Below are 19,722 nucleotides of genomic sequence, written 5' to 3' on the forward strand. Positions count from 1 at the left end.
GATTTTGCGGCCGCTAAGAATGGCAGCCGTCGCTCAGCGCCGCGGGTTCCGCCCGCGGCGTTCGTGCGGGAAGGACCCGTGTCCCCCGCAGCACGTGGAGCGACCTCCGCGCTATTCGAAGAGGTCCGTCTGCCATGCTCAAGAACACCAACACCGGCGGTCACAGTCGTCAGCTGACCCGCCACCACAAGATCGCTCTCGCCGGTGTCACCACCCTCGGTGCCGCCGCCCTCGCCTTCTCCGCGGTGCCCAGCAACGCCGAGACCACCACGAGTGAGGCCGCTTCCCCGGCCAAGATCGCCTACAGCTCCCAGCAGATCAAGGACGTCAAGGCCAGCGTCACCGACCGGCTCGCCGTCGACAGCATCAAGGCCGAGACCGCCAAGGCCAAGGCCGACGCCCGCGCCAAGGCCGCCGCCGAGGCCACCGCGAAGAAGAAGGCGGCCGCCGCGGCCGCGGCCAAGAGGAAGGCCGCCGCCGAGCGCCGGGCCAAGGAGGCCGCGAGCCGCTCCGCCAAGCGCGCCGCGCTGAAGAAGGCCGCCGTGAAGAAGGCCGCCGTGAGGAGCTACGGCAACAACCTCAACGGCTGGATCAACCACGCCCTGGACATCATGCACAGCAAGGGCATCCCGGGTTCGTACAACGGTCTGTACCGCAACATCATGCGTGAGTCCTCGGGCAACCCGAACGCCATCAACGACTGGGACATCAACGCGATCAACGGCATCCCGTCGAAGGGCCTGCTGCAGGTCATCCCGCCGACGTTCACCGCCTACCACGTGGCCGGCACGTCCTGGAACATCTACGACCCGGTCGCCAACATCACCGCCGCCGCCAACTACGCGGCGGACAAGTACGGCTCGATCGACAACGTCAACAGCGCGTACTGAGGTCAGCGCGGACCTCGTACACCTGAACGCCGAAGGGCGGCACCTCCTGACGGGTGCCGCCCTTCGGGGTTCTTCGGAACCTACTTGCGCATGACCTCGGGCTCGTGGCGGCGCAGGAAGCGGGCCACGAAGAAGGCGCAGATCACGCCGAGCACGATCAGGGCGACCATGTCCAGGGTCCAGGCGCCGGCGGTGTGCGCCCACAGCGGGTCGTCGGGCTTGCCCTTGCCCGGCGGGGCGATCCGGTTGAAGTCCAGCGTGGCGCCCGCGGCGCCGACGGCCCAGCGCGAGGGCATCAGGTAGGAGAACTGGTTGACGCCGATCGCGCCGTTCAGCGCGAAGAGGCAGCCGGTGAAGACGACCTGGACGATCGCGAACATGACCAGCAGCGGCATGGTCTTCTCGGAGGTCTTCACCAGGGCGGAGATGATCAGGCCGAACATCATCGAGGTGAAGCCCAGCGCCATGATCGGCAGGCAGAGCTCGACGAGCACCGCGTTGCCGAGGACCACACCCTTGTCCGGGACGGTGCGGCTGGCGAAGCCGATGACACCGACCATCAGACCCTGCAGGATCGTGATCAGGCCGAGCACGAACACCTTGGACATCAGGTACGCGGAGCGGGACAGGCCCGTGGCGCGCTCGCGCTCGTAGATGACCCGTTCCTTGATCAGCTCACGGACGGAGTTGGCGGCCCCGGCGAAGCAGGCGCCGACCGCGAGGATCAGCAGCACCGTGGTGGCCGTGCCGTTCGGCACGGGCTGCTGCGTGGTCGGGTTGATCTCCGTGTTGACCAGCAGGTCCTTGCCGGAGTCGATGAGCAGGCTCACCGAGCCAAGGACCAGCGGCAGGATCACCGTCAGCGCGAGGAAGCCCTTGTCGGAGGCGATGACGGAGATGTAGCGCCACACCAGCGTGCCGAACTGACTCATCCAGCCCTGCGGCTTCGGCGGCTTCATCGCCTGCATCGGAGGCATCTGTACGGACTGCGGCGCAACGGCGTCGATGTCCGCGGCGTACATCTGGTAGTGCTGCGAGCCCTTCCAGCGTCCGGCCCAGTCGTAGTCGCGGTAGTTCTCGAAGGCGGAGAAGACGTCGGCCCAGGTGTCGTAGCCGAAGAAGTTCAGTGCCTCCTCGGGCGGGCCGAAGTAGGCGACCGCGCCGCCCGGGGCCATCACGAGCAGCTTGTCGCACAGGGCCAGCTCGGCCACGGAGTGGGTGACCACGAGGACCGTGCGGCCGTCGTCGGCGAGGCCGCGCAGCAGCTGCATGACATCGCGGTCCATACCCGGGTCGAGACCCGAGGTCGGCTCGTCCAGGAAGATCAGGGACGGCTTGGTGAGCAGCTCCAGGGCCACCGAGACGCGCTTGCGCTGGCCGCCCGAAAGGGAGGTGACCTTCTTCTCCTTGTGGATGTCGAGCTTCAGCTCGCGCAGCACCTCGTCTATGCGCGCCTCGCGCTCGGCCGCCGTGGTGTCGGCCGGGAAGCGGAGCTTGGCCGCGTACTTGAGGGCCTTCTTGACCGTCAGTTCCTTGTGCAGGATGTCGTCCTGCGGGACCAGGCCGATGCGCTGGCGCAGCTCGGCGAACTGCTTGTACAGGTTGCGGTTGTCGTAGAGGACGTCGCCCTGGTTGGCGGGCCGGTAGCCGGTGAGCGCCTTGAGCAGGGTCGACTTGCCCGAACCGGACGGGCCGATGACCGCGATCAGCGACTTCTCCGGGACGCCGAAGGAGACGTCCTTGAGGATCTGCTTGCCGCCGTCGACCGTCACGGTCAGATGGCGGGCCGAGAAGGAGACCTCACCGGTGTCGACGAACTCCTCCAGCCGGTCGCCGACGATCCGGAACGTGGAGTGGCCGACGCCGACGATGTCGGCGGGGCCGAGCAGTTGCGCACCGCCCTTGGCTATGGGCTGGCCGTTGACGTACGTGCCGTTGTGCGAGCCCAGGTCGCGGATCTCCATGCGGCCGTCGGGCGTCGAGTGGAACTCGGCGTGGTGCCGGGACACCTGCAGGTCGGAGACGACCAGTTCGTTCTCCAGGGCACGGCCGATGCGCATCACGCGGCCGATGGAGAACTGGTGGAACGTGGTCGGGCTGCGGTCGCCGTAGACCGGCGGCGCCCCCGCGCCACCACCGGGGTTCTGCTGCTGCGGGATCTGCGGCGCGGCCTGCTGCGGCCAGGCGGGCTGCGGCTGCGGAGCCGGCTGTTGCGGGGCCTGCTGCGGCGGGGCCTGCTGTGCCCAGCCGGGGCCCGCGCTCTGGGCGGCGTACGGCTGCTGCTGCGGCTGGGCCTGCGGGGTCGCGACGGCCGCGGCGGCGCCGGAGACGGTCAGGCGCGGACCGTCGGTCGCGTTGCCGAGATGGACCGCCGTACCCGGGCCGATGTCCATGTGGTGGACGCGCTGCCCCTGCACGAACGTGCCGTTGGTGGAGCCCTTGTCCTCCAGGACCCAACCGCGGCCGCTCCAGCTGATCGTGGCGTGCCGCCAGGACACCCTGGCGTCGTCGACCACGACGTCCCCCTGCGGATCGCGTCCGAGGGTGTACGGCCTGGACGGGTCCAGCGTCCAGGTGCGCCCATTCAATTCCAGTACGAGTTCCGGCACTCCAGCCCCACTGAGTAGTCCCCCGAGATACCCCCGACACAGGGAGTCTAGGGATGTCGAACATCGTCGGGAACTATTTCAGGCTCGCCCCTCTGACCGAAAGCCGGGCCTTGTGAACACCACGCACGGACGGGTCGTCCGGTTCCGTTGACGGGGTTGAAACCGACCCGGAGAGTGGTAATCCACGCGAGGGGGACATGCGCGGCAACGGGCCGCGCCGCGGATCGGGGGGTCTGCCATGAGCGCGTCGTCCGGCGTCGAGAGCGCGGAACACGGCACACGCGGCCCTGGGGTGCCGTGGGGAGACGTCGTGCTGTCCGCGATCGCCTCCGTGAGCTGGGCGTTGATCGGGATGGCGGGAACGGCGGCGCTCGGCCTGCATCTGCTGCGGGCGGATGCCGCGGGCTCGCTGGGACCGATGACCGCGGCCGTGGTCGCCCTCGGGGCGGGTGGTTCGGTCACTCCGTCCGGCGATGTCTCCGCGTTCGGACTGAAGGGCGCCGAGGCCCACACGGCCGTCACGATCACGCCACTCGGGGTGAGCCTGGTCGGCGCGCTGCTGCTGTCGTGGTTCTTCCTACGGTCCCTGCGCGCGGCCAAAGTTGTGGTCGAGCCGGCCGAACTCCTCGCGCGCGCGGGCGCGGTGGTCGTGCTGTTCATGGCGATGCTGGGCGGGCTGGCCTGGGCGGGCCATGACGTCATCACCATCGACGGCGGCTCGCTGGGCCTCGACAAGCTGCCCGGCGGATCGGGCGGTGGCGGCGGGATCAGCGTCCCGGGCCTCGGCGACCTCGGGGACATCGGCGGGCTGCTCCCGGACAACGTCGGCAACCTCATCAAGGCCAAGGCGGGGGTCGGCTTCTCGGTCGACACCGCGCCCACCCTGCTCGGGGGACTCGGCTGGGCGGCCGGGGTCCTGCTGATCGCCCTGCTGGCCTCGCGCCGCACTCCCCTGCCGCGGGGCTGGGAAGCGGTGCACCGCGTCGTCCGGCCGGCGGCCTCGGCGATCGTCACGGTACTGCTGGTGACCGTGGCCGCGGGGCTCGCGGCGGCGGTGTACGCGGCGATCGGCGACGACCATCCCCGGCGGATCTTCGGCGCGGCGCTGCTCGGCGCCCCGAACGGCACCTGGCTCGGCATCCCGATCGGCCTGTTCGTCCCGTTCGACGGCAAGGCGACGGGCGCGCTGGCCAAGCTGCTGCCCAACCCCCTGGACGACCTCCTCACCGCGAAGACCGACCAGTCGGTGACGCTGGGCAGACTGGCCGAGCTGGACGGACGGGTGTGGCTCCTCGGCGTCGCGGCGGCGGTGACGATGCTGCTGGCCGGAGTGCTGACGGCGGTACGGACGCCGGTCGGGGGTGCGGCGGAGCAAGGGGCGGGCGGTCCGGGTGTACGGGGTTCCGGTGCCCTCCGGTTCGCGGGGCAGTGCGCTCTACGACTCGGGGTCGTCACGGCGCTGACCCTGCCGTTGCTCGCCTGGCTGACCGAGGTGTCGGTGGACGCCTCCCTGTCGGTGCTGGGCTTCGACGCGTTCGGCGCCGGGATCAGCCTGCGGGGGAACCTCGGCATGGCCCTGCTGCTCGGCGCGGCGTGGGGCGCGGCGGCGGGCGCGGTCGGCGCGCTGCTGGCCCGGGCGACCGGAGCGGCGGGACGGGGGGCGGCTCCCCTGGCGCGGGCCTGGGTCACGGGCGGTGCGCGTCCGCGGTACCCAGCGGAAGCCGGGGTGCGCGCGGGGACGGCGGGGACGCACGAGGGCGGCTCGGGACCGTATGCGGGTGGCCCGGGACCGTATGCCGGTGACCCGGGACCGCATGCGGGTGGCCCGGGACCGTATGCCGGTGGCCAGGGGCCGTACACGCCCGGCGGGTCGTACCGGGCGCCGAACCCGGCCACCAATCCGTATCTGCGGGTGCCGGACGAGGCCGGGGAGTCGGAGGACGCGCGGCCGACCGACCGAGCCGGGTCCGGTGGGAACGCGCGACCGCCGGACCGGCCTGGAGCCGGTGCGTACGCGGAGCCGCCCGACCGGCCCGGACGGGGCGGGGACGCGCGGCCTCCCGACCGGCCCCGGGCCGGTGAGGGCGTGCCGCCGCCCGGCGCGGGTGACGGCGACGTGTACGGCGCCCCCACGGTGGTGCGGCCGATCGGGAACCCGCCGCCTCGCCGGCAGCCGCCCCGGCCGGGAGGCGACGGTCCTCCGCCGCCTCCGCCGCCCCCTCCGCCGCCCAGGAGGCCCAAGGGGGGTCGGTGAGGGGCGGCATGCGCTACCGGAAGGGCCGTGGTGAAGGCCATGACGTCGCCGGCGATAGGCACTGTCGTCGGTGCGGCCGTGGTCCGCGTGCAAGACGTCGGTCATCTGCTCGACACCCGATGTTCCGTGTCCGCCAGGCGGACCGCGGCGGCGGGCGGCACTGGGTGCCGGATACGGTGGGTACACCATGAGCGCTTCGCAGACCTCGCCCTCCGACGTGGCCCCTGACGTCCCCACTCTCCTCGTCAAGATCTTCGGCAAGGACAGGCCGGGCATCACGGCCGGACTCTTCGACACCCTCGCCGCCTACTCCGTCGACGTGGTCGACATCGAGCAGGTCGTCACCCGTGGCCGTCTCACGCTGTGCGCGCTCGTGACCCAGCCGGTGCCCGGACTCGAGGGCGACCTGCGGGCGACCGTCCACAGCTGGGCGGAGTCGATGAAGATGCAGGCGGAGATCATCTCCGGCCACGGCGACAACCGCCCGCGCGGCCTCGGCCGCTCCCTGGTCACCGTCCTCGGTCACCCGCTCACGGCGGAGGCGACCGCCCGCATCGCGGCGAAGATCGCCCAGGCCGGCGGCAACATCGACCGCATCTTCCGGCTCGCCAAGTACCCGGTCACGGCGGTCGAGTTCGCGGTCTCCGGCGTCGAGACCGCTCCCCTGCGCACGGCTCTGGTGACGGACGCGGCGGCACTGGGTGTCGACGTGGCGGTCGTCGCCGCGGGGCTGCACCGGCGGGCGCAGCGGCTCGTCGTCATGGACGTCGACTCCACGCTCATCCAGGACGAGGTGATCGAGCTCTTCGCGGCGCACGCGGGCTGCGAGGACAAGGTCGCCGAGGTGACCGCGGCTGCGATGCGCGGGGAGCTGGACTTCGAGCAGTCGCTGCACGCGCGCGTGGCGCTGCTGGAGGGGCTGGACGCGTCGGTCGTCGACAAGGTGCGCAGCGAGGTGCGGCTGACACCCGGTGCCCGGACGCTGATCCGTACCCTGAAGCGGCTCGGCTACCAAGTGGGTGTGGTCTCCGGCGGCTTCACCCAGGTCACGGATGACCTCAAGGAGCGGCTCGGGCTGGACTTCGCCCAGGCCAACACCCTGGAGATCGTCGACGGGCGGCTGACCGGCCGGGTCACCGGCGAGATCGTGGACCGCGCGGGCAAGGCGCGGCTGCTGCGCCGGTTCGCCGCCGAGGCGGGCGTGCCGCTCGCCCAGACCGTGGCGATCGGCGACGGCGCCAACGACCTGGACATGCTCAACGCGGCCGGTCTCGGGGTCGCCTTCAACGCCAAGCCGGTCGTCCGTCAGGCGGCGCACACCGCGGTGAACGTGCCGTTCCTGGACACGGTCCTGTATCTGCTGGGCGTCACCCGCGAGGAGGTCGAGACCGCGGACATCCAGGACGAGCGGTGAGCCGTCCGGGCGAGGACCACGGCGAGGACTACGGCGAGGGGCCCGGCACCGGGGTGGTGCCGGGCCCCTCGGCCGTTGACCCCGGGTGCTACTCGCTGGGCGCCCAGTAGTCGGTCAGGGTGGCCACGGCCGGTTCCAGGGACTTCCAGGAGCCGTCGAAGGTCAGGACGGCGAAGGCGGCGGCCGGGAAGCCGCGGCCGTTCATCCGCTGCCGGGAGTCGCCCTCGGCCGAGCCGGCGAGGATGTCGGCGAGGCCCTGCACGCCCGGGTTGTGACCGATGAGGATGATGTTCTGCGCGTCGTCCGGGGTCTCGTTCAGCAGCGCGATCAGCTCGCCGGGCGAGGCCTCGTAGATCCGTTCCTCATAGACGGTTTTCGGCCGATGCGGAAGTTCGTGGACGGCGAGTTTCCAGGTCTCGCGGGTCCGGGTCGCGGTGGAGCAGAGGGCCAGATCGAAGGTGACTGCGGAGTCGGCCAGCTTGCGTCCGGCGACTGCGGCGTCCATTCGGCCCCGCTCGGCGAGGGGGCGCTCATGATCGGTCACCTGTGGCCAGTCGGCTTTCGCATGCCGGAAGAGGACGATCCTGCGGGGTTCTGCGACGCTCATGCCACCCAGCTTCGCATGAAACAGGCCATCGGGCGCAGGGAGTTGACCGGCGGCTTCGACCGTGCTCAGCGGGCCATGAGCTGCTGTACGCGCTCGAAGAGGTGAGTGATCGCCGGATCGCCGGCCGCGGCCTGCGCGTCCGTCGGGTTCAGCATGAGCGCCAGGAGCACGACGAAGGCGAGGGTGGGCAGGGCGAGGGCCCACCAGGGCAACCGGATGTCGACGCGGCCCGTGGTCGCCGCGTGGGGCCGGGGGTGCGACTGGGCCGACATGGGTTCCTCCGTGGGTCTTCGGGCCGGTGGTCCGCCGCTCGCGGCCACACTTCGAAGGTACGGAGTCCGGCGTCCTCAACCCATCCGGAGATCCACCCAGTTGACCCTGACACTCGCCCCCTAGGGGATGGGGGGCTAGCACCACCATCGGCCCTCCGGAGGGGCGTCAGGGGGAGGCGATCGTCGCGATGACGGCGATGATCACGAAGATGGCGAAGAAGGCGCCGAACACGATCAGCAATTTCTTCTGGCCGTTCTGGGGGTTCGGGTCGAGCACTGGCATACGGCAAGTCTCGCACCCCTCCCCCGCCCCGAATCCGGCGGGGTGAGTCAGCGGGCAGCCTCGTCCTCGACCGTGCGGTCGCGGCCCGCCAGCACGCCGACCACCATCTGCGGGATCATCAGGCCGGTCATGAGGGCGATCGGCAGTCCCCAGCCGCCGCTGTGCTGGTAGAGCACGCCCACCAGCAGCGGGCCGGGGATGGAGATCAGGTAACCGGTGCTCTGGGCGAAGGCCGAGAGCTGGGCGACGCCGGCGCCGGTCCTGGCCCGCATGCCGACCATGGTCAGGGCGAGCGGGAAGGCGCAGTTGGAGACGCCGAGCAGCAGGGCCCAGGCCCAGGCGCCGCCCGCCGGTGCGAGGTAGAGGCCGGCGTATCCGGCCAGTCCGCAGACGCCGAGCGCGAGCACGATCGGTCCCTGGTGCGGCAGCCTGGTGGCGACGCGCGGGATCACGAAGGCGAGCGGCACGCCCATCACCATCGTGACGGCCAGCAGCAGTCCCGCCGTGCCGGCGGACACGCCCGCGTCCCGGAAGATCTGTGCCATCCAGCCCATCGTGATGTAGGCGGCGGTGGCCTGGAGCCCGAAGAAGACGGCGAGGGCCCAGGCGGTACGGCTCCGGGTGATGCGCAGCGCGGGCACAGCGTCGTGGGCGGACGGCTCCGGCACGCGCGCGTGCCGCTCCTCGGCCGGGGCTGCCTGCCGGCGCCGTACGAACGGGATCCACGGCAGTACGGCCGCACCGGCGAGCGCCGCCCACACCGCGAGGCCGGTCTGCCAGCCGCCGCCCAGGGCGTCGGTCATGGGGACGGTGACCGCGGCGGCGGACGCGGTGCCGAGGGCGAGGGCCATCGAGTACAGGCCCGTCATGGAGCCGACCCGGTCTGGGAACCAGCGCTTGACGATGACCGGCATCAGGACGTTGCTGACGGCGATGCCCATGAGGGCGAGCGCGCTGGCGGCCAGGAAGCCCGCCGTACCGCCCGCGTAAGGCCGTATGAGCAGGCCCGCGGTGATGGCGAGCATGCCCGCGCACACCACCGCGGCGGGGCCGAAGCGGCGGGCCAGGCGCGGGGCCATGACGCCGAAGACGGCGAAGCAGAGCGGGGGCACGGAGGTGAGCAGCCCGGCGACGCTGCCGCTCATGCCCAGCCCGTCGCGGACCTCCTTGAGGAGCGCGCCGAGGCTGGTGATGGCGGGGCGGAGGTTCAGCGCGGTCAGCACGATGCCGATCAGGAGCAGTCGTGTCGTCCACGCGTGCGTGGCGGTTCGCGGCGGCTCCTCGGCGGCCGGCCCGCGTACTGCGGTGGACGTCGTCGTGCTGATTTCCTCACGTGGCATGAGACCCATCATAGAATCATGGGATGATTGGTTGTCCATGCCCGGGTCCGCCGTACCCGGCCGCCGCGTGCGAAGGTGTGCCATGCCCCTGAGCCATCCCCGTCGTTCGGCCCTGTCCGAGCAGGTCATCGCCGCATTGCGGAACCAGATCACCTCCGGTGAGTGGCCGGTGGGCTCGCGCATCCCGACGGAGCCGGAGCTGGTCGAGCAGCTCGGCGTCGCCCGCAACACAGTCCGTGAGGCCGTCCGCGCACTCGCTCACAACGGCCTGCTGGACATCCGCCAGGGCTCGGGTACCTATGTCGTCGCCACCAGCGAGCTGGCCGGCGTGATGCACCGCCGGTTCGCCGACGCCGACCCCCGGCACATCGCCGAGCTTCGCTCCACGCTGGAGTCCTCCGCGGCGCGGCTGGCCGCCCGGCGGCGCACGGAGAAGGACCTCAAACAGCTCGACGCGCTGCTGGTGCGGCGCGAGGAGGCGTGGGAGTCGGGCGACACGGAGGCGTTCGTGACGGCCGACACCACCTTCCATCTGGCGGTGGTCTCCGCGTCCCACAACGACGTGATGAGCGAGGTGTACGCCGACCTCGGCGAGGTGCTGCGGGACTGGCTGCGCGAGGACGTCGGCGACGAGCTGACGCCGGAGACGTACATGGACCACACGCGGCTGGTCGACGCGATCCGCGCGGGCGACGCCGAGGCGGCGGGCAGGGAGGCAGCGAGCTATCCGTTCCTGTGCCGTCCGGGGCGCCTCACCCCTTCTGGTGACTGATCCACGCCGTGCGCACGTCCTCCCAGCAGCGCCCGGTGAGCCGTACCGTCATCGCCGGATCCGCGTCGACCGGGGTGCCGTCGCTGTCGAGGTCCCACCACTGGTCGCACTCGATGTGCAGGCTGACGCGGTCGGTCTGCGGATAGGGGTTGTGGCAGTACGCGGTCACATGGGAGCCGGTGACCCTGGTGCGGCACTCGGCCCCGAAGGGCTCGGCGGAGGCGGACCCCGGCACCCGCGCGTGCGGCACCGCCTCGAACGGCAGGGACATCACGAGAGCGACGGCGGCGGTCACTGAGGCCAGGCTGCGGGACAGGCGCACAACGGGGACCTCCTCGGCCGGGCTGGGGAGGGGAGCGTGTGGTGAACGCCCCTCCAGCGTGCCCGGTCACCGTCCGCCCGCGCCCGGCCGGATAGGCCGAACGGGCGACGCCCCGCTGCCTTGCGGAAGCGGGGCGTCGACGGCGCGGGGGCCGTCAGACGGCGCGGGGGCGATCAGGCGCCGATGGCGTGCAGACCGCCGTCCACGTGGACGATCTCGCCGGTGGTCTTCGGGAACCAGTCGCTCAGCAGGGCGACGATGCCCTTGCCGGCCGGCTCCGGGTCCTTCAGGTCCCACTCCAGCGGGGAGCGGCTGTCCCAGACGGCCGCCAGGTCGCTGAAGCCCGGGATGGACTTGGCGGCCATGGAGCCGATCGGGCCCGCGGAGATCAGGTTGCAGCGGATGTTCTGCTTGCCCAGGTCGCGGGCGATGTAGCGGCTGGTGGCCTCCAGGGCGGCCTTCGCCGGACCCATCCAGTCGTACTGCGGCCACGCGTACTGCGCGTCGAAGGTCAGGCCGACGACCGAGCCGCCGTTCTGCATCAGCGGCAGGCAGGCCATGGTCAGCGACTTCAGGGAGTACGCCGAGACGTGCATGGCCGTGGCGACCGACTCGAACGGCGTGTTGAGGAAGTTGCCGCCGAGCGCGTCCTGCGGCGCGAAGCCGATGGAGTGCACGACGCCGTCGAGGCCGCCGAGCTCCTCGCCGACCACGTCGGCCAGGCGGCCCAGGTGCTCGTCGTTGGTGACGTCGAGCTCGATGACCTTGGTGGGCTTGGGGAGCTTCCTGGCGATGCGCTCGGTCAGCGTGGGCCGCGGGAACGCGGTCAGGATGATCTCGGCGCCCTGCTCCTGGGCCAGCTTGGCGGCGTGGAAGGCGATGGAGGACTCCATCAGCACACCGGTGATCAGGACGCGCTTGCCCTCGAGAATTCCGCTCATGGTGTTCAGTGACCCATTCCCAGTCCGCCGTCAACGGGGATGACGGCTCCAGTGATGTACGAGGCGTCGTCCGAGGCGAGGAACCGCACCGTCGCGGCGATCTCCTTGGGCTGCGCGTAACGGCCGAGCGGCACCTGGGACACGATGTTCTCGCGCTGCTGGTCGGTGAGCGCCTTGGTCATGTCGGTGTCGACGAAGCCGGGCGCGACGACGTTGAAGGTGATGTTGCGCGAGCCCAGCTCACGGGCGAGGGAGCGCGCGAAGCCGACCAGGCCGGCCTTGGAGGCGGCGTAGTTGGCCTGGCCGGGGCCGCCGAACAGGCCGACGACCGAGGAGATCAGGACCACGCGGCCCTTCTTGGCGCGCAGCATGCCGCGGTTGGCCCGCTTGACCACACGGAAGGTGCCGGTGAGGTTGGTGTCGAGGACGGACGTGAAGTCCTCCTCCGACATGCGCATCAGGAGCTGGTCCTTGGTGATGCCGGCGTTGGCGATCAGGACCTCGACGGGGCCGTGGGCCTCCTCGATCTCCTTGTAGGCCTGCTCCACCTGCTCGGTGTCGGTGATGTCGCACTTGACGGCCAGGAAGCCGGCCGGCGGCTCACCCGAACGGTATGTGATCGCGACCTTGTCGCCGGCATCGGCGAACGCGCGGGCGATGGCGAGGCCGATGCCCCGGTTGCCTCCGGTGACGAGAACCGAGCGGCTCAACGGATCACCCTTTCGATAGGGGTCTGACACATCCGCCCGAACACCTCGATGACAGGCGGCTTCCCTCGAAAACCTATCGGGCCCGGCCGTCCCGCGGACAATCGGGCACCGACAGTGGCTCGGGGGACTCGCTGTCGGGTCCCTACAGAAAGTTGCCGAGCACGCCCGCAAACGTGTGGTCCGCCACCCGGTCGCCGCGAAATGATCGGGGCAACCGCCGGTCACTGTCGGGTCAACAGGAAGAGACGCAGGTGCCTCATACCATCGACGAAGCCTTCACGGCACTCCCGCTACGCGCCCTCGCGGACGCCGCGCTCGCACGCGCGCGTGCGCTGGGCGCCGAGCACGCCGACTTCCGCCTCGAACGGGTGCGCAGCGCTTCCTGGCGCCTGCGGGACGCCAAGCTCGCCGGGTCGTCGGACACCACCGACCTCGGGTACGCGGTGCGCGTCGTGCACGGCGGTACCTGGGGCTTCGCCTCGGGCGTCGACCTGACCCTGGACGCGGCGGCCAAGGTCGCCTCGCAGGCGGTGGCGATGGCGAAGCTCTCCGCCCAGGTGATCAAGGCGGCCGGCTCGGACGAGCGCGTGGAGCTCGCCGACGAGCCCGTGCACGCCGACCGGACATGGGTGTCGTCGTACGAGATCGATCCGTTCGGCGTCCCGGACGAGGAGAAGTCGGCGCTGCTGGCCGACTGGAGCGCACGGCTGCTCGCGGCGAACGGCGTCAACCACGTCGACGCCTCCCTGCTCACCGTGCACGAGAACAAGTTCTACGCCGACACGGCCGGGACCGTGACGACGCAGCAGCGTGTCCGGCTGCACCCGTCGCTGACCGCCGTGTCGGTCGACGAGTCGAGCGGCGAGTTCGACTCGATGCGGACCATCGCGCCGCCGGTCGGGCGGGGCTGGGAGTACCTGACCGGCACCGGCTGGGACTGGGAGGGCGAGCTGGAGCAGATCCCCGAGCTGCTCGCCGAGAAGATGCGGGCGCCGAGCGTCGAGGCGGGCCTGTACGACCTGGTCGTCGACCCGTCCAACCTGTGGCTGACCATCCACGAGTCCATCGGCCACGCCACCGAGCTGGACCGCGCGCTCGGCTACGAGGCCGCGTACGCCGGCACCTCCTTCGCCACGTTCGACCAGCTCGGCAAGCTCCGCTACGGCTCCGAGCTGATGAACGTCACCGGCGACCGCACCGCAGAGCACGGCCTCGCGACCGTCGGCTACGACGACGAGGGCGTCGAGGGCCAGTCCTGGGACCTGGTCAAGGACGGCACGCTCGTCGGTTACCAGCTCGACCGCCGCATCGCGAAGCTGACCGGCTTCGAGCGCTCCAACGGCTGCGCCTTCGCCGACTCCCCCGGCCACGTGCCCGTGCAGCGCATGGCCAACGTCTCGCTCCGGCCGGACCCGGCCGGAATGTCGACGGAGGACCTGATCGGCGGGGTCGACCGCGGGATCTACGTCGTCGGGGACCGGTCGTGGTCCATCGACATGCAGCGCTACAACTTCCAGTTCACCGGCCAGCGATTCTTCCGGATCGAGAACGGGCGGATCACCGGGCAGCTGCGGGACGTCGCCTACCAGGCGACGACGACGGACTTCTGGGGCTCGATGGCCGCGGTGGGCGGCCCGCAGACCTACGTCCTGGGCGGCGCCTTCAACTGCGGCAAGGCCCAGCCGGGCCAGGTCGCCGCCGTGTCCCACGGCTGCCCCTCGGCGCTCTTCCGCGGCGTCAACATCCTCAACACCACGCAGGAGGCCGGTCGATGAGCGCCCGTGCAGGTCTCGGCTGGGGGTCCGGGGGTTATCCCCCGGAAAAGCACAGTCTCAACACCACGCAGGAGGCCGGTCGATGAGCGCCCGTGCAGGTCTCGGCTGGGGGTCCGGGGGTTATCCCCCGGAAAAGCACAGTCTCAACACCACGCAGGAGGCCGGTCGATGAGCGCCCGCAGCAACAAGCCGCACGAGATCGTCGAGCGGGCGCTGGAGCTGTCCACCGCCGACGGCTGTGTCGTCATCGCCGACGAGCAGTCCACCGCGAACCTGCGCTGGGCGGGCAACGCCCTCACCACGAACGGTGTCACCCGGGGCCGTACGCTCACGGTGATCGCGTCCGTCGACGGCAAGGAGGGCACGGCCTCCGGTGTCGTCTCGCGCTCGGCCGTCACCGTGGCCGAGCTGGAGCCCCTGGTGCGGGCCGCGGAGGCCGCGGCGCGGGCCGCCGGACCCGCCGAGGACGCGCAGCCGCTGGTCACGAACGTACCGGCCTCCCCCGACTTCACGGACGCGCCCGCTGAGACCGGCTCCGCCGTGTTCGCCGACTTCGCGCCGGCGCTGGGCGAGGCTTTCGCACGCGCGCGTGCCGGCGGCCGCGAACTGTACGGCTTCGCCAACCACGAACTCGTCTCGAGCTACGTGGGTACGTCGACGGGGCTGCGCCTGCGTCACGACCAGCCCAACGGCACGCTGGAGATCAACGCCAAGTCGCCCGACCGCAAGCGCTCGGCGTGGGCCGGACGCTCCACGCGGGACTTCAAGGACGTCGACCCGGCGGCCCTGGACGCCGAGCTCGCCGTACGCCTCGGCTGGGCCGAGCGGCGGATCGAGCTGCCCGCCGGACGGTACGAGACGCTGCTGCCGCCGACCGCGGTGGCGGATCTGCTGATCTACCAGCTGTGGTCGGCGTCGGGGCGGGACGCGGTCGAGGGGCGCACGGTGTTCTCCAAGCCCGGCGGCGGCACCCGCGTGGGCGACCGGCTCACCGAGCTGCCGCTGACCCTGCGCAGCGACCCGAACGAACCCGGACTGGAGTCGGCGCCCTTCGTGATCGCCCACTCCTCCGGGGGTGATCAGTCGGTGTTCGACAACGGTCTGCCGCTCGCGGCCACCGAGTGGGTGCGCGAGGGGGTGCTGACGAACCTCGCCACCACCCGGCACAGCGCCGGTCTGACCGGCCTGCCGGTGGCCCCGGCGATCGACAACCTGATCCTGACCGGCGGCGAGGACCGCTCCCTGGAGGAGATGGTCGCGAGCACCGAACGCGGGCTGCTGCTGACCTGCCTGTGGTACATCCGCGAGGTCGACCCGGCCACGCTGCTGCTGACCGGCCTGACCAGGGACGGCGTCTATCTCGTGGAGAACGGCGAGGTGACCGGCGAGGTGAACAACTTCCGGTTCAACGAGTCGCCGGTGGACCTGCTGGGCCGGGCCACCGAGGCCGGGCGTACCGAAAAGACGCTGCCCAGGGAGTGGAGCGACTGGTTCACTAGGACCGCGATGCCGGCCCTGCGGGTGCCCGACTTCAACATGAGCTCTGTCAGTCAGGGCGTATAACCTCGTAGGCGGCTGTCGCTCGACTGCCCGAGGATCATCCAAGGAGATACGAGAACCGTGACGGACATCGTCGACGAGCTGAAGTGGCGGGGGCTGTGGGCCCTGTCCACTGACGAGGACGCTTTGCGCAAGGCGCTCGCGGACGGTCCCGTCACGTTCTATTGCGGTTTCGACCCCACCGCGGCCAGTCTGCACGTCGGTCACCTGGTGCAGGTCCTCACCATGCGCCGGCTCCAGCAGGCGGGGCTGCGCCCGCTGGCGCTGGTGGGCGGGGCGACCGGCCAGATCGGCGACCCGCGGCCCACGGCCGAGCGCACGTTGAACGACCCGGAGACGGTCGCGAACTGGGTGACCCGGCTGCGCGCGCAGATCGAGCCGTTCCTGTCCTTCGAGGGCGAGAACGCCGCGGTGATGGTGAACAACCTGGACTGGACGGCCGGCATGTCGGCCATCGAGTTCCTGCGGGACATCGGCAAGCACTTCCGCGTCAACAAGATGCTCACCAAGGACTCGGTCGCCCGGCGGCTGGAGTCGCAGGAGGGCATCAGCTACACGGAGTTCAGCTACCAGCTGCTCCAGGGCATGGACTTCCTGGAGCTGTACCGGCGCTACGGCTGCACGCTCCAGCAGGGCGGCAGCGACCAGTGGGGCAACCTCACCGCGGGCCTCGACCTCATCCATAGGCTGGAGCCCGCCGCCGAGGTGCACTGCCTGGCGACACCGCTCATGGTCAAGGCGGACGGCACCAAGTTCGGCAAGACCGAGGGCGGCGCCATCTGGCTCGACGCCGAGATGACCACGCCGTACGCGTTCTACCAGTTCTGGCTGAATGTCGACGACCGGGACATCTCCACGTACATGCGCATCCTGTCCTTCAGGTCCCGCGAGGAGCTGGAGGAGCTGGAGAAGCAGACCGAGGAGCGCCCGCAGGCCCGCGCCGCCCAGCGCGCGCTGGCCGAGGAGCTGACGACCCTGGTACACGGGGCCGATCAGACGGCCGCGGTGATCGCCGCGTCCAAGGCGCTGTTCGGGCAGGGCGAGCTGGCGGAGCTCGACGAGAAGACGCTGGCCGCGGCCCTGTCCGAGGTCCCGCACGTCCAGGTCGCCGAGCTCGGCCCGGTCGTGGACCTGTTCGCCGAGGTGGGCCTGGTGGCCAGCAAGTCGGCCGCGCGGCGCACGGTCAAGGAGGGCGGCGCGTACGTGAACAACGTCAAGGTCGCCGGTGAGGACGCCGTCCCCGCCAAGGAGGACCTGATCCACGGCCGGTGGCTGGTGCTGCGCCGGGGCAAGAAGAACCTGGCGGCGGTCGAGGTCGCGTCCGCCTAGAGCCACGTCGAAAGGGGCCGGCTCCCAGGGGAGCCGGCCCCTTTCGCATGCTCAGGCGGTCTGTTTGCGCTTGCCCAGAGTCGCCATGTACAGCATGTCGACCACGAAGACGATGACGATCGCGGCCACGAGCTGGAAGGCGTGCCGGCTCCAGTCGATGCCGGAGGTCGACTCCACCCCGACCGCCCGCGCGATCGCGTTGCCGACGATGGCGCCGAGCATGCCGCAGATGGTGGTCAGCCAGAGGGGGCTGTGCTGTTTGCCCGGGATGATCGCCTTGGCGATCAGGCCGAGCACGAATCCCACGATGATCGCCCACAACCAGCCCATTGCTGCCTCCTTGTACGGCTCGACGCGAGCATTGGGTCAAGCCTCGGCCGGTACGCCGTACGCCGCATGTCGGGTGCGGCCATACGTGCTCCGGCCGAGGGTGTTCGCCCAGCGTGGAGGTGACCCGGTCTCGTAGGCGGCGCAGGCGCGGCGTAACGTGGAAACAGTCCGGACCCCCACCCCGGCCGGGGTGGACCGGGCACGGGGGGAGGCAGGGCCGATGCGGGCGGATGGTGAAATGTGATGCGGAAGCAGCACGGCGACGGCAACGGCCAGGTGTTCCGGATCACCGGCGCCCGGACGGGTCTGCAGGAGGACGTGCGCGGCCGGCAGCGCCGGTACGTCATCTCCATGTCGATCCGTACGGTGTCGGTCATTCTCGCGGCGTCGCTGTGGAACGTCGAACGGCCCGTCGCGATCGTGGCGTTGGTGCTCGGCGCCGTCCTGCCGTACATCGCGGTGGTGGTCGCGAACGCCGGGCGGGAGAACGCGCCGTCTCTGCCGTCGACGTTCGTGTCGGTGCCGATGCGCCCGATGATCGCGCCGTCGCGGACGAACGACGGTTTCACGGAACCGGTTCCGGAAGATGTCGCGGCGGAGCCCGCGGCGGGCGTACGAAGCGAGCCGCGCGACCCGGCGTGACCCGCATCCGGGCGCGACAAACGGAAGGCGGCTTCGCGCCAAGCTCAAGAAAAGCTCAGATCAATCATGTTGTTCAGGTGCCGGGCGACGGGTGACCCGTGACATACTTCGTAGGCGCTCCGCATCCCCCGTCGGAGCGACGGACCGACGCCGGGCAGCTCCCCCCGTGGCTGCTCGGCGTCGCCTTGTTTCCAGCGGTTGTGAGACATACCTGTGAGTGACACCCCCATCTGCTCCGCCAAGGGCTGCCGTGTCGACGCCGTCTGGGTGCTGGCGTGGAACAACCCGAAGATCCATACGCCGGAGCGGCGCAAGACGTGGCTCGCCTGCGACGAGCACCGGGAGCATCTGTCGAAGTTCCTCGGGGTGCGGGGGATGCTCAAGGACGTCGTGACCCTGCGGGAGTGGGAGTCCACGAGGCCCACCGACGCCCCGGGCACGGACGGGGTGCGCGACCGCTGACGCCGGCGCGCGAGCCGGCCACCCGTCAGTCGGCGGACGGCCCCCCGGACGACTCGCGTACGACCAACCGGGTCGGCAGGACGACGTGCCGGCGCGGGGTTCGCGGATCGTCGATCTCCTCCAGGAGCAGCCGCGCGATGGTGCTGCCGATCTTCTCGACGGGCTGGCTGACGCTGGTCAGCGGTGGATTGCTGTGCCGGGCGAGGATCGAGTCGTCGAAACCGACCACGGCCACGTCGTCGGGGACACGGCGCCCCGACCGGCGCAGCTCCAGCAGCGCGCCGACCGCCATGACGTCGGAGGCGGCGAACACGGCGTCCAGGTCCGGGAGTTGTTCGAGAAGTGAACGCATGGCGGCTCGACCGCCCTCCTCGGTGAAGTCGCCCCTGGCGACCAGCTCCGGACCGGCCGGCAGGCCCGCCTTCTCCAGCGCCTCCCGCCATCCCTGGAGCCTGCTGCGGGCCACGTCCATGTCGAGCGGCCCGGTGATGGTGGCGACCTTGGAGCGTCCCTGGTCCAGCAGGTGCCGTACCGCTGCCGCGGCCCCGCCCTCGTTGTCCGAGTGGACGTGGCTCAGCGGCTCCTGCCGGCCACGCCGGCCGGCGAGCACGGTGGGCAGGCCCATCTCCTCCAGCATGCCCGGCAGCGGATCGCGCTCGTGGACGGAGACGAGGAGCACGCCGTCGACCCGCCGCTCCGCCACCGACGCGGTGAGCTGGTCGCGCTCGCCCTGGTCGCGGACCAGCATGAGCTGGAGCTGGGTGCGGGTCTCGGTGAGGACCGTGCTGACCCCGCGGATGACGGCCGAGAAGTACGGTTCCGAGCCGAGCCGGCTCTCGGACTCCGGGATGACCAGGGCCACGGAGTTGGTCTTGCTGGTGACCAGTCCGCGGGCCACAGAGTTCGGGACGTAGTTCAGTTCGGCGATGGCGGCCAGGACGGCGGCCTTCGCCTTGTCGCTGACGAGTTCCGAGCCGTTGATGACTCGTGAAACCGTGGTCCGCCCGACACCGGCGCGCGCGGCGACGGTCTTGATCGTCGGCCGCTGCCTCTCCCCCATGGCCCCTCCTTGCCTGACGCGCCGCCGGACGCGCTCCACCTGCGCATTGTGCCAGAGCCCCGCGGGCGCCGGGCCCGCCGCCGAGGGGCCGATCCGACATCGCCCCGTAACCGACCGCGTTCACCTTCTTGACATGACTGCGGCCGCACG

At 70.9% G+C, this 19,722-nt stretch carries 19 protein-coding genes; 9 read left to right on the forward strand and 10 right to left on the reverse strand.

The window, feature by feature from the left end:
• Window positions 1-134 precede the first annotated feature (134 nt).
• Window positions 135-890 carry a transglycosylase SLT domain-containing protein gene (locus tag FBY22_RS29760; protein WP_142151063.1) on the forward strand — a complete coding sequence of 252 codons (756 nt, stop codon included), beginning with the start codon at window positions 135-137 and terminating at the stop codon, window positions 888-890.
• An 80-nt stretch (window positions 891-970) separates the two neighbouring features.
• Here the strand turns inward: FBY22_RS29760 and FBY22_RS29765 are convergent, their stop codons facing one another.
• Entirely contained in the window at window positions 971-3,499 is a 2,529-nt protein-coding gene (locus FBY22_RS29765; RefSeq protein ID WP_142151064.1) for an FHA domain-containing protein, read from the reverse strand.
• A gap of 238 nt (window positions 3,500-3,737) precedes the next feature.
• Between FBY22_RS29765 and FBY22_RS29770 the strand changes: the two genes are divergently transcribed.
• Window positions 3,738-5,753: a streptophobe family protein gene (locus tag FBY22_RS29770; protein WP_142151065.1), complete on the forward strand. Its 2,016-nt coding sequence runs from the start codon at window positions 3,738-3,740 to the stop codon at window positions 5,751-5,753.
• 187 nt (window positions 5,754-5,940) lie between these two features.
• Complete coding sequence (gene serB, locus FBY22_RS29775; protein WP_142151066.1) at window positions 5,941-7,167, forward strand: phosphoserine phosphatase SerB; 1,227 nt, start codon at window positions 5,941-5,943, stop codon at window positions 7,165-7,167.
• 88 nt (window positions 7,168-7,255) lie between these two features.
• Here the strand turns inward: serB and FBY22_RS29780 are convergent, their stop codons facing one another.
• The 4 genes from FBY22_RS29780 to FBY22_RS29795 form a co-directional block, all read right to left on the reverse strand.
• Window positions 7,256-7,774, reverse strand: coding sequence for a histidine phosphatase family protein (locus tag FBY22_RS29780; RefSeq protein WP_142151067.1), 519 nt, complete (start codon window positions 7,772-7,774; stop codon window positions 7,256-7,258).
• 65 nt (window positions 7,775-7,839) lie between these two features.
• Entirely contained in the window at window positions 7,840-8,046 is a 207-nt protein-coding gene (locus tag FBY22_RS29785; RefSeq protein ID WP_142151068.1) for a hypothetical protein, read from the reverse strand.
• A gap of 166 nt (window positions 8,047-8,212) precedes the next feature.
• A complete protein-coding gene (locus FBY22_RS45415) occupies window positions 8,213-8,329 on the reverse strand; it encodes an SGM_5486 family transporter-associated protein (protein ID WP_142151069.1) in 117 nt (38 codons plus the stop codon).
• A gap of 47 nt (window positions 8,330-8,376) precedes the next feature.
• Complete coding sequence (locus FBY22_RS29795; RefSeq protein ID WP_142151070.1) at window positions 8,377-9,681, reverse strand: CynX/NimT family MFS transporter; 1,305 nt, start codon at window positions 9,679-9,681, stop codon at window positions 8,377-8,379.
• 70 nt (window positions 9,682-9,751) lie between these two features.
• Here FBY22_RS29795 and FBY22_RS29800 point away from each other — a divergent pair, with 70 nt between their 5' ends.
• Window positions 9,752-10,441, forward strand: a complete 690-nt coding sequence (locus FBY22_RS29800; RefSeq protein WP_142151071.1) for a FadR/GntR family transcriptional regulator — start codon at window positions 9,752-9,754, stop codon at window positions 10,439-10,441.
• Here FBY22_RS29800 and FBY22_RS29805 read toward each other — a convergent pair.
• The 3 genes from FBY22_RS29805 to fabG form a co-directional block, all read right to left on the reverse strand.
• Entirely contained in the window at window positions 10,422-10,763 is a 342-nt protein-coding gene (locus FBY22_RS29805; RefSeq protein ID WP_142151072.1) for a hypothetical protein, read from the reverse strand. The two genes, FBY22_RS29800 and FBY22_RS29805, sit on opposite strands and share 20 nt — an antisense overlap.
• Window positions 10,764-10,936: 173 nt before the next feature.
• Window positions 10,937-11,704, reverse strand: coding sequence for an enoyl-ACP reductase FabI (gene fabI / locus FBY22_RS29810; protein WP_142151073.1), 768 nt, complete (start codon window positions 11,702-11,704; stop codon window positions 10,937-10,939).
• A gap of 5 nt (window positions 11,705-11,709) precedes the next feature.
• Complete coding sequence (gene fabG, locus FBY22_RS29815) at window positions 11,710-12,414, reverse strand: 3-oxoacyl-[acyl-carrier-protein] reductase (RefSeq protein ID WP_142151074.1); 705 nt, start codon at window positions 12,412-12,414, stop codon at window positions 11,710-11,712.
• A 251-nt stretch (window positions 12,415-12,665) separates the two neighbouring features.
• On the opposite strand from fabG, the gene FBY22_RS29820 reads away from it, so the two are divergent.
• From FBY22_RS29820 to tyrS, 3 genes are all read left to right on the forward strand, one after another.
• Window positions 12,666-14,189 carry a TldD/PmbA family protein gene (locus tag FBY22_RS29820; protein ID WP_142151075.1) on the forward strand — a complete coding sequence of 508 codons (1,524 nt, stop codon included), beginning with the start codon at window positions 12,666-12,668 and terminating at the stop codon, window positions 14,187-14,189.
• A 168-nt stretch (window positions 14,190-14,357) separates the two neighbouring features.
• A complete protein-coding gene (locus FBY22_RS29825) occupies window positions 14,358-15,752 on the forward strand; it encodes a metallopeptidase TldD-related protein (RefSeq protein ID WP_142151076.1) in 1,395 nt (464 codons plus the stop codon).
• Between the two features lie 57 nt (window positions 15,753-15,809).
• Entirely contained in the window at window positions 15,810-17,078 is a 1,269-nt protein-coding gene (tyrS, locus tag FBY22_RS29830) for a tyrosine--tRNA ligase (protein ID WP_142151077.1), read from the forward strand.
• Between the two features lie 51 nt (window positions 17,079-17,129).
• Here the strand turns inward: tyrS and FBY22_RS29835 are convergent, their stop codons facing one another.
• Entirely contained in the window at window positions 17,130-17,408 is a 279-nt protein-coding gene (locus FBY22_RS29835; protein ID WP_142151078.1) for a GlsB/YeaQ/YmgE family stress response membrane protein, read from the reverse strand.
• 243 nt (window positions 17,409-17,651) lie between these two features.
• Here FBY22_RS29835 and FBY22_RS29840 point away from each other — a divergent pair, with 243 nt between their 5' ends.
• Together FBY22_RS29840 and FBY22_RS29845 are read left to right on the forward strand one after the other, a co-directional pair.
• The gene (locus FBY22_RS29840; protein ID WP_142151079.1) at window positions 17,652-18,050 is read left to right on the forward strand and encodes a DUF3099 domain-containing protein; all 399 of its coding nucleotides are present in this window, start codon (window positions 17,652-17,654) and stop codon (window positions 18,048-18,050) included.
• 213 nt (window positions 18,051-18,263) lie between these two features.
• The gene (locus tag FBY22_RS29845; RefSeq protein ID WP_142151080.1) at window positions 18,264-18,512 is read left to right on the forward strand and encodes a hypothetical protein; all 249 of its coding nucleotides are present in this window, start codon (window positions 18,264-18,266) and stop codon (window positions 18,510-18,512) included.
• Between the two features lie 25 nt (window positions 18,513-18,537).
• Here the strand turns inward: FBY22_RS29845 and FBY22_RS29850 are convergent, their stop codons facing one another.
• Window positions 18,538-19,572, reverse strand: coding sequence for a LacI family DNA-binding transcriptional regulator (locus tag FBY22_RS29850; protein WP_142151081.1), 1,035 nt, complete (start codon window positions 19,570-19,572; stop codon window positions 18,538-18,540).
• Window positions 19,573-19,722: the final 150 nt, after the last annotated feature.

The sequence above is a fragment of the Streptomyces sp. SLBN-31 genome, from assembly GCF_006715395.1.
Taxonomy (GTDB): Bacteria; Actinomycetota; Actinomycetes; order Streptomycetales; family Streptomycetaceae; genus Streptomyces.

Coding starts and splice junctions, on each gene's coding strand:
- serB (WP_142151066.1), top strand. CDS start 5,941: ATGAGCGCTTCGCAGACCTCGCCCTCCGACGTGGCCCCTGACGTCCCC.
- FBY22_RS29770 (WP_142151065.1), top strand. CDS start 3,738: ATGAGCGCGTCGTCCGGCGTCGAGAGCGCGGAACACGGCACACGCGGC.
- FBY22_RS29795 (WP_142151070.1), bottom strand. CDS start 9,681: ATGATGGGTCTCATGCCACGTGAGGAAATCAGCACGACGACGTCCACC.
- FBY22_RS29760 (WP_142151063.1), top strand. CDS start 135: ATGCTCAAGAACACCAACACCGGCGGTCACAGTCGTCAGCTGACCCGC.
- FBY22_RS29835 (WP_142151078.1), bottom strand. CDS start 17,408: ATGGGCTGGTTGTGGGCGATCATCGTGGGATTCGTGCTCGGCCTGATC.
- FBY22_RS29840 (WP_142151079.1), top strand. CDS start 17,652: ATGCGGAAGCAGCACGGCGACGGCAACGGCCAGGTGTTCCGGATCACC.
- FBY22_RS29780 (WP_142151067.1), bottom strand. CDS start 7,774: ATGAGCGTCGCAGAACCCCGCAGGATCGTCCTCTTCCGGCATGCGAAA.
- FBY22_RS45415 (WP_142151069.1), bottom strand. CDS start 8,329: ATGCCAGTGCTCGACCCGAACCCCCAGAACGGCCAGAAGAAATTGCTG.
- fabI (WP_142151073.1), bottom strand. CDS start 11,704: ATGAGCGGAATTCTCGAGGGCAAGCGCGTCCTGATCACCGGTGTGCTG.
- FBY22_RS29825 (WP_142151076.1), top strand. CDS start 14,358: ATGAGCGCCCGCAGCAACAAGCCGCACGAGATCGTCGAGCGGGCGCTG.
- FBY22_RS29800 (WP_142151071.1), top strand. CDS start 9,752: ATGCCCCTGAGCCATCCCCGTCGTTCGGCCCTGTCCGAGCAGGTCATC.
- FBY22_RS29850 (WP_142151081.1), bottom strand. CDS start 19,572: ATGGGGGAGAGGCAGCGGCCGACGATCAAGACCGTCGCCGCGCGCGCC.
- FBY22_RS29785 (WP_142151068.1), bottom strand. CDS start 8,046: ATGTCGGCCCAGTCGCACCCCCGGCCCCACGCGGCGACCACGGGCCGC.